This window comes from Arcticibacter svalbardensis MN12-7 (assembly GCF_000403135.1).
Lineage (GTDB): Bacteria > Bacteroidota > Bacteroidia > Sphingobacteriales > Sphingobacteriaceae > Arcticibacter > Arcticibacter svalbardensis.
The window spans coordinates 1-9404 of record NZ_AQPN01000121.1; the positions used below are offsets into that span (position 1 = coordinate 1).

Genomic DNA, 9404 nt, shown 5'->3' on the forward strand with positions numbered 1-9404 from the left:
AAGATTATTTATTCCAATGCATTTATTTTATGCTCCGGATTATATGTGAATCGCCCTATTTTCAGTAGCAGCTAAAGCTGCTTCCTTAAAGGCTTCGGTATAGGTAGGATGAGCATGACTGATGCGTCCTATGTCTTCAGCAGATGCTCTGAATTCCATCGCAACGACCGCCTCTGCGATCATATCGGCAGCACGTGGGCCAATCATATGAACGCCTAATATTTCGTCAGTCACGGAGTCCGCAAGGACTTTAACTAACCCGTCGGTATCCCCACTTGCACGAGCACGTCCGCTTGCTTTAAATGGAAAAGAACCGATTTTGTATTTCTTACCTTGTTTTTTTAACTCATCCTCAGTATAACCCACACTTGCTACTTCTGGCCAGGTATAAACAACTCCGGGAATCAGATTGTAGTTGATATGCGGTTTCTGGCCGGCTATAGTTTCGGCAACAAAAGTTCCCTCTTCTTCTGCCTTATGGGCAAGCATTGCTCCTTTGATGACATCACCTATTGCATAAACGCCTTTAACAGCAGTTTCCAGGTGATCGTCGACAGCAATCTTATTACCGCGGTCTTCTAATTTCAGACCAATACGCTCCAATCCTAAATCTTTAGAGTAGGCTGTTCTTCCAACGGCTACGATACAGTAATCGCCTTCTATAGTAACAGCCTCGCCTTTTGAATTTTCCGCAGTAACGGTAACGGTTTCACCGTTAACCTGTGCACCGGTAACTTTATGGCTTAATAAGAACTCAAACCCTAATTTCTTTAATGACTTTTGAAGTTCTTTACCTAATGTGCTGTCCATATTAGCGATAATAGAATCAAGAAATTCTACTACGGTAACTCTGGCGCCCAAACGAGCATATACGGATCCTAATTCCAACCCTATTACTCCACCACCAATTACAATAAGGTGTTTGGGAACTTCGGTTAAGTTTAGTGCTTCAGTAGAAGTAATGATTCGCTTTTTGTCAATAGGAAGAAAAGGAAGAGCGGTAGGCTTGGATCCTGTAGCGATAATTACATTTTTAGTGCTGATCGTTTCTTCCGTGCCATCACTTTTACGGATCTTAATAGTGTTTTTATCTTCAAAAGAACCAACACCTATATGTGTGGTAATTTTATTTTTCTTCATCAGGTAGGTGATACCTGAGGTATTTTCAAGTACAACCTGATCTTTACGTGCAATCATCTGCTTCAAATCGACGCTAAGATCATTGAGATTGATACCATGGGTTTTAAAGGTATGAGCCGCATTGTAAAAGTGTTCGGAGGAGTCTAATAACGCTTTTGAAGGAATACATCCTACATTAAGACAGGTTCCGCCGAAAGTTTCATATTTCTCTATAATAGCGGTTTTGAGTCCCAATTGGGCACAACGAATGGCAGCTACATATCCGCCTGGTCCGCTACCTATTACTATAACATCGTATTGCATAGTTGTATTTGTTTAATCAAAGTTAATGTTCCTGTTCCTAATTTGCGCATCAAATAAGCGGATGTCGCTTGAATTCGGCTTCTCTATCAAACAGATACCGATATGTATAATGTGTTTTATAAATTTTTGCTCCAATTTGTTCAGCCACATGCATCATGCGGGGATTAAAATCGCCGATCCAGTTCATCTGCACTTGTTCATAAACCTTTCTTTTCAATAAAGATTCGGAAGCAGCAACAATCATAGCGATTTCGACACCCTTTTTTTGGTGTTGTGGTATAACACCAAAGACAAGGCCATACATGGTTTTGCAGTTACCCATCCATTTGTTATAAAGCAAACGCATTTTGACTGCGAAACTGAGCTTTCCTTTGGCATATTTGACAAACAGCTGATTTAATTCGGGAATACTTAGAAAAAACCCAATGGGTTCATTCTTGTAATAAGCAAACCAGGCTATCTTTTCATCCATAACAGGCTTGAGTGAGCGAATAAGATGATCTGCTTCTTGATTTGTCATTTCACCAATGCCTTCGTGGTTAACCCATGCGTTGTTATATATGGTTCTGAAGTCTGCTATAAATGTATTTAAATGAGCCTTATCAACCGTTTTGAAATGATAATCGGGATTCCGGGAGATGCGTTCGGCTACTGCATAGTAGACCTTATTCAGTCTTTCCATCACATTCCGGAGGTAGGTATATTGTTTAAAAAAGACCTTAAATCCGTAATTTTCGAAGAAGGACTGATAAACCGGTAAGTTATAATTGCAACAATAGGAGGGCGGATAAAAACCATCAACAAGGAGGCCCCACCACTTTTCGCGACTTCCAAGATTAACTGGTCCATCCATTGCCTGCATGCCTTTATCTAGCAACCACTTGCGGGAGGCATCAAAAAGCATAAATGCAGACTTTTGGTCATTTATACATTCAAAAAAACCAACATTTCCTGTGGGCTGGTCATAGTTGTATGCCGTTAATTCATTAATAAATGCAGCTATTCTTCCAATGGTTTTTCCGGAGGAATCCGTAAGAATCCATCTGATGCAATTGTCTTTTTTGTAGAATTTGTTGGTTTTATCGTGAAAAATAGATTCAATATCTTCGTCTAGAGGGCGAATATAATTTTTATCATTTTTATAAATACTTACCGGCAACTGCAAAAACTTTTGAATGAGTAGGGCACTATCAACTACTATTAACTTCATTTATCAAAGGATCATCATTATTTACAAACAAAACTATTACAGTTTTTATAATTAAGGGCATTTATTTTCCTACTATAATACTGTAACAAATTTTTAAATTGTATATCTTAATTAAACTGTACACTTAAAAGAGGTTTCGGGCGGTGCGGTCCGGAACTTCTTCTTTATTACAGAAAATTGGAATGCTAAAAACAGCATTTCTGCACGATAAAAAGGGGCTACCTATATTTAAAGATACCCCCTTATTATGTTATACCTTGGTTTAAACTCCCAGAAGAAGTCTAGCCGGATCTTCAAGTAACTGTTTCACCCTCACTAAGAAACTAACTGACTCTTTTCCGTCAATGATTCGATGATCATAAGATAGGGCGATGTACATGATCGGCCTGATCACTACTTCGCCATTTAAGGCAATAGGACGTTCGACAATATTGTGCATACCTAATATAGCCGATTGTGGGGCATTGATAATTGGAGTGGACATCATAGAACCGAAAATACCACCATTGGTGATCGTAAAGGTTCCACCAGTCATTTCTTCAATTGTCAATTTGTTATCGCGGGCTTTTAAAGCCAACCCAAGAACTGACTTTTCAATTTCTGCCAGACTCATTGCATCTGCATTACGAATAACCGGAACGACTAAACCTTTAGGTGCAGAAACCGCTATGGATACATCGGCAAAATCGCTATAAACAATTTCATCATTTTCTATTCTGGCGTTTACTGAAGGAAATTCCTTTAATGCTTCGCTAACTGCTTTAGTAAAGAAGGACATGAAGCCAAGACCAACACCGTGTTTTTCTTTGAATTTATCTTTGTATTTTGTTCTAAGATCCATTACGGGCTTCATATCTACTTCGTTAAAAGTAGTTAACATCGCTGTTTCACTTTTAACAGCAATAAGACGCTTGGCAATAGTTTTGCGTAAAGAAGTCATTTTTACTCTTCTTTCGTTACGAGATCCGGAAACAACTACCGCAGGAGCAGCAACTGGTTCAGGTTTCTTAACGCCAGGCTGAGGTACTGATTTTTGAGCATTTACGGCATCTTCTTTGGTAATGCGTCCTGCAACTCCCGTTCCTGCAACTGATGCTGGATCTACTCCTTTTTCTGAAAGGATTTTACCAGCAGAAGGTGAAGGTGTTCCCGATGCGTAGTTAGGCGATTTGTCGGCTGTAGCTTGTTCTTTCGCTGTTTCTGGTTTAGGGCTTGATGAACCCGCTGCCCCTGAAGTAATAGCACATACTACTGCTCCTATTGCCAGGGTTGCTCCTTCTTCAGCTATTTGTTTTACTATTCCTGCGATTTCAGCAGTAAGTTCGAACGTGGCTTTATCTGATTCCAATTCGGCAATCTGCTGATCCATCTCCACACTTTCGCCATCTTTAACCAGCCATTTTGACAAGGTTACTTCAGTAATCGACTCACCAACAGGTGGGACCTTAATTTCTAAAGTTTTAGCGCTATCAGTTGATTCTGGTTTGGAAGAACTTTCTGCTTGATCTGCCGATGCGGTTACTTCTGCCGGAGCAGGAGCTGCTGAGGCTTCAGGGGCTTGACTGCCTGCTCCCTCTTCGATAGAACAAACTACTGCACCAATTTCCAGGGTATCACCTTCTGCAGCTGTTATTTTTAAAGTTCCGGCAACTGATGCTGTTAATTCAAAAGTTGCTTTATCAGATTCAAGTTCAGCAATAACCTCATCCATTTCAACATAATCACCATCCTTTTTTTTCCATTGCGATAAGGTTACTTCTGAAATAGATTCGCCTACAGGCGGAACTTTGATCTCTAAACTCATAATATGTATATATTTTAAAAAGGGTTAATCTACGTCAACTACTTTTTGGGTAGTTTTAATTACTGACTTCTTCATTTCTTTACCTGCTAAATCTTCAAACGCTTTACCAATAATATAAAGCTGTTGAGAGACATGTTGTTTAGCATATCCGGTAGCGGTACTGCTGCTTTCTTTTCGGGATATTACCTGAAGATTAACATCAATACTTCTGAACTTTCTGCATAAGAAAGGCCATGCGCCCATGTTTTCAGGCTCTTCCTGAACCCAATAAAATTCTTTTGCCTTATTATACTTGTTCTGAATGCCCTCCAGCTGCTTAATTGGCAAAGGATAAATCTGCTCTAATCTAACAATAGCTACATCATAACGCGAGTCTACTTTTTGTTTTTCTCGTAAATCATAATATACCTTACCGGTGCAGAATACAACCCGCTTTACTTCATTGGGTTTAACGATGCTGTCATCAATTACTTCCTGAAATCTCGCTTCGGTAAAGTCCTCAATTGGGCTTACACATAATGAATTCCTCAGCAGGCTCTTAGGCGTAAAAACAACCAAAGGTTTGCGGAAATCGCGTTTTAACTGACGACGAAGTAAATGGAAGTAGTTGGCAGGTGTGGTGCAATTGACTACCTGGATATTATAATCTGCGCATGACTCCAGAAAACGCTCCATTCGGGCTGAAGAATGTTCAGGCCCCTGTCCTTCATATCCATGTGGAAGCAATAGGACAACTCCATTAGAACGCTGCCATTTTGTTTCTGCACTAACCAGGTATTGATCAAGAATGATCTGTGCCCCGTTTACAAAATCGCCAAACTGTGCTTCCCAAATCGTTAATGAATGTGGATTAGCTAATGCATAACCGTATTCAAAGCCTAAAACACCATATTCGGATAAATGTGAGTTATAGATATCAAACTTGGCCTGCAGGTCTTGATTCGGTAATTGTTGTAAAGGAATAAACTCCTCTTCGGAATCTTCAATTTTAATTACGGCATGTCGATGAGAAAAAGTACCACGTTCTACATCTTGTCCGCTAAGCCTAACTCTAAAGCCTTCAGATAATAACGTGCCATAAGCTAAAAGCTCGCCCATAGCCCAATCCAGTGAGTTATTCTTAACCATATTCCTCCGGTCTTCAAAAAGCTTTTCTATTTTACGGAAGATCTTTTTATCTGATGGAAGTGTAGTAATAGTTGTAGCAACTGCCAATAACTCTTCCTTTGACACAGCAGTATCTGGGCTTATATCAAAGTCTTCGGGTTTAGACATCCTAATTCCATTCCAGGCTCCTGAAAACATGACATTAGGTTGATACTCTTTGCTTTCTTTGGATTCATTCAAGCGCTCCTGAAGTAGACTTCGGAAATCCTTTTCCATTTCTTTAGCCAGACTTGCATCAACGGTTCCACTATCAAGAAGTTTTTTGTTATAGATTTCTCTGGGATTTGGATGCTGCTCTATGGCTTTATAAAGTAGGGGTTGTGTAAATTTAGGCTCATCCGCTTCATTATGACCATATCGGCGATAACATAACATATCGATAAATACATCATTTTTATATTTTTGACGATATTCCAATGCAATATTTACTGCATAAATTAATGCTTCTACATCATCTCCATTGACATGAAAAACAGGGGATAGTGTAATTTTAGCAAGGTCCGTGCAATAGGAAGATGAGCGCGCATCTTTGTAATTGGTTGTAAATCCGACCTGGTTATTGATCACAAGATGGATGGTTCCACCTGTTTTATAACCATCCAATTTAGCCATTTGCAACACTTCGTATACAATCCCCTGCCCTGCTATTGAAGCATCACCATGAATTAATATAGGCGCTATTCGGGAGTTGTCTCCATCGTATTTGAAATCTATTTTAGACCGGCTGATCCCTTCAACGATAGGATCTACCGTTTCTAGATGAGATGGATTTGGACAAAGGCTTAAATGAACCTTCTTGCCTGCTTTGGTTTGAACATCAGTAGAAAATCCAAGATGGTATTTTACGTCACCTCCATAAGGTTTAGTTTCGTCATACCCTTTACCCTCAAACTCTGCAAAGATATCTTTATAGGTCTTGTGCATGATATTGGCCAGGACGTTAAGGCGACCACGATGTGCCATACCGATCACGAACTCTTCAATGCCAAGATCGGCTCCTCTTTCAATGACAAAATCAAGAACGGGAATTAAACTTTCTGCACCTTCGAGAGAGAAGCGTTTCTGTCCCAGGAATTTTGTCCCCAGAAAGCTTTCGAATACCACTGCTTCGTTGAGCTTTTTTAGTATTTGCTTTTTGGTGTCTAATGTTAAGTTTGGGGTATTTCTTTCAGACTCCATTCTCTTCTTAAACCAATTCAGTTTTTCCGGATTACGGATGTAAACGAATTCGGCGCCAATAGACTGGCAATAAGTTTGCTCTAGTAAAGCTTGAATTTCCCGTAATTTGACAGGACCCAAGCCAACTTCAATACCCGCATTGAATACAGTGTCGAGATCGTTGTCGTTCAGGCCAAAGGTTTCAAGTTCTTTACCTGGAAAATATTTACGCCTTTCCCTTACCGGGTTTGTATTGGTAAATAGATGTCCGCGTTGCCTGTATCCATAGATCATGTTCATCACATTGATCTCTTTAAGCAAATTTTGTGGTGTTTCACCTGCACTAGTCGTTTCTGATCCTTTTCCAAAATCAAATCCTTCAAAAAACTTCTGCCAGCCAAAATCAATTGATTCTGGGTTTTCTTTATATAACTGGTACAGAGAATCTATGTAAGAGGAATGTGCATTACTAAGGTATGACAGATTGTCCATGAATATCAAATCTTAAGATGGGTCAAAAATAAAAGTTTAACCGTATATATGAGAAAGTATTTAATTCTAATATTGTTTTTTTTTGTATCAGGCAGATTTGTTATGCTGCTCTAAGTAAATTAACCTGTTTTTTATGTGCTGGTCTTCCATAACTTCTTCCTTAGCAGGATTTGCAAACTTTTCATAAGCTATTACATCACAAGCTATTGCCCAGTTTCCCCAATCAATTGCAGGAGAAAAATCAATTGCCTTTTCTTCAAAGTAAGCGGAGCCTGCAAGCCATTGTACTTTTAACTTTTTTATTAAGTAAGCGGAGACGAATGATTTACATATATTATTGATAAAGCCTGTTGCATTAAGTTGTTGCATGCAGGCATCCACAAAAAGCTCGCCTGTATGGCCTTCCTTCCAGTTGATAAATTTCAACTTTTCAGCAGGCTTAAGCTTTTTTGAACTCATCTCCAATACAGGACCATGTTTTTTTAACATAAATCTATTGAAGTCTCTCCATTGTAATTCGATGATAATTTTTATACTTAGATCTGATTTGGGAGGTAGTTTTTCTTTCACTTTCCAGTAGACTAAGCGCGGCGATAAACATCCCAATGAAAGCCAGGGAGACAACACAGCTGAATTGCACTTATTCGGATTCAGTATCCCAAAATCTGAAAAAGGCATTTCTACAAGTTGATTCATAATTTCAAGTGCTTTTTTTTCTCCACCTGTATAGAGTAAGTCACTTTCAATGTCTTTTGCAGGAGTTATTCCGAATTCCTCCATAAGTGGCAATGGTCCCCAATCCACATCTAAGGGCATCTCTAGTTTATCAGGAGATTCATACCCTTGCCGAACGATACTTTCCCGCTCTATTTTTTTCTTAAATACCAAGAAATCATTCGGTATACTTTTAATAGGGAATGGAAGATCTTGTTTATGAAACATGGTATGCCCGATAAAATGCTTCAGGTTAATTTTCATTTTCCAAAGGGCATCTTCAACATGTGCTGATATTTCAGTTTCTTCGCTTGCTACTTCGCGATGATGATACACTTCAGATATACCATATTGTTTACACAACTCAGGGAGTACGTCTTCAGGTTTTCCAATTCTAATGATGAGGTTTCCTCCACGCTCTCTAAATGCTTCTCTGAGACTTTCAACGCTTTCTAATAAAAACTTTGTTCTGAAATAGCCGCTTCTTTTTGTACCATAACTTGTTTCTGTAAAATATCTAGGGTCAAAGCAATAAACAGGCAATATTTTACCTGCCCGATTCACTGCCTCTATCAGCACTTCGTTGTCATGCATTCTTAGATCATTTCGAAACCAAATCAGGATAGTTTTTCCACTCATATCCTCCTTGTATAGATTGGATGCAAATTAGTTAAAAAAAAACAGTAGGAAAAGTGCTTATCTATAATAAAGCTTAATCTTTACATCTTTATAACAATCAAAAGACAGGCCTCTATTTTCAACATCATCCTGCTGTTTAAGATTAGCTTTACGGCATAACATTAAGGATCTTGCCTGGAAAAAGATCTCGGATAAGCCTTTTCAATTTACTATGCAGCTTGTTAGAAATATGGTTACTATATTTTATCCACTGTACCATAGCGAAACTCACGAGGTTGAAACATGTTAACTACTATTGCTGCGTAATTTTTTTTTGCTCTAAATGGCCAAACTAAAAAGGTTCAAACATTTTAACCGCTATTACTAAATGATTTTTATTTGCTATACATGGCCCGAGCTAACAAGGTTGAAATAGCTCAATCAAAATTTGTACATGATTTTCAATTGTTATACATGGATCGAACTAACGAGGTTAAATTATTCAAACTGCTACTCCTACATGATTTTTACCGGCTATATATTGCCGTAACTAACGAGGTTGAAATAGCTCAATCAAAATTTTACATGATTTTTATCTGCAATTAGGACTATGCTTTGAGACCTTTTTTAATACATTTTGGCTATTCCCCTTTTCATATATTTTTTAATTACGGAATGGCAAGCTAAGGACCTGCTTTTAGCACTCTCTTAAGTTCAATTTTAATTAAAATTACTATTTAACAAATGAGGCCAATTGATACAATAAAGCTTTTTTATTAAAAATTTCTTAAAATTAAA

5 protein-coding genes are annotated in these 9404 nt (G+C 38.4%); all 5 read right to left on the reverse strand.

What is annotated here, in order from left to right:
* Positions 1-39: 39 nt before the first annotated feature.
* The 5 genes from lpdA to ADIARSV_RS16590 all read right to left on the reverse strand — a co-directional run bounded on the left by lpdA (position 40) and on the right by ADIARSV_RS16590 (position 8627).
* Positions 40-1443, reverse strand: a complete 1404-nt coding sequence (gene lpdA, locus ADIARSV_RS16570; protein ID WP_016196791.1) for a dihydrolipoyl dehydrogenase — start codon at positions 1441-1443, stop codon at positions 40-42.
* 49 nt (positions 1444-1492) lie between these two features.
* Entirely contained in the window at positions 1493-2653 is a 1161-nt protein-coding gene (locus ADIARSV_RS16575; protein WP_016196792.1) for a hypothetical protein, read from the reverse strand.
* Positions 2654-2915: 262 nt separating this feature from the next.
* Entirely contained in the window at positions 2916-4457 is a 1542-nt protein-coding gene (odhB, locus tag ADIARSV_RS16580) for a 2-oxoglutarate dehydrogenase complex dihydrolipoyllysine-residue succinyltransferase (RefSeq protein WP_016196794.1), read from the reverse strand.
* 24 nt (positions 4458-4481) lie between these two features.
* The gene (locus ADIARSV_RS16585; RefSeq protein WP_016196795.1) at positions 4482-7274 is read right to left on the reverse strand and encodes a 2-oxoglutarate dehydrogenase E1 component; all 2793 of its coding nucleotides are present in this window, start codon (positions 7272-7274) and stop codon (positions 4482-4484) included.
* Positions 7275-7361: 87 nt separating this feature from the next.
* Positions 7362-8627, reverse strand: a complete 1266-nt coding sequence (locus tag ADIARSV_RS16590) for a deoxyribodipyrimidine photo-lyase (protein WP_016196796.1) — start codon at positions 8625-8627, stop codon at positions 7362-7364.
* Positions 8628-9404: the final 777 nt, after the last annotated feature.

What these genes read in the sequence shown, in the direction of transcription:
- lpdA (WP_016196791.1), bottom strand. Translation starts at nt 1,443, where the DNA reads ATGCAATACGATGTTATAGTAATAGGTAGCGGACCAGGCGGATATGTA.
- ADIARSV_RS16575 (WP_016196792.1), bottom strand. Translation starts at nt 2,653, where the DNA reads ATGAAGTTAATAGTAGTTGATAGTGCCCTACTCATTCAAAAGTTTTTG.
- odhB (WP_016196794.1), bottom strand. Translation starts at nt 4,457, where the DNA reads ATGAGTTTAGAGATCAAAGTTCCGCCTGTAGGCGAATCTATTTCAGAA.
- ADIARSV_RS16585 (WP_016196795.1), bottom strand. Translation starts at nt 7,274, where the DNA reads ATGGACAATCTGTCATACCTTAGTAATGCACATTCCTCTTACATAGAT.
- ADIARSV_RS16590 (WP_016196796.1), bottom strand. Translation starts at nt 8,627, where the DNA reads ATGAGTGGAAAAACTATCCTGATTTGGTTTCGAAATGATCTAAGAATG.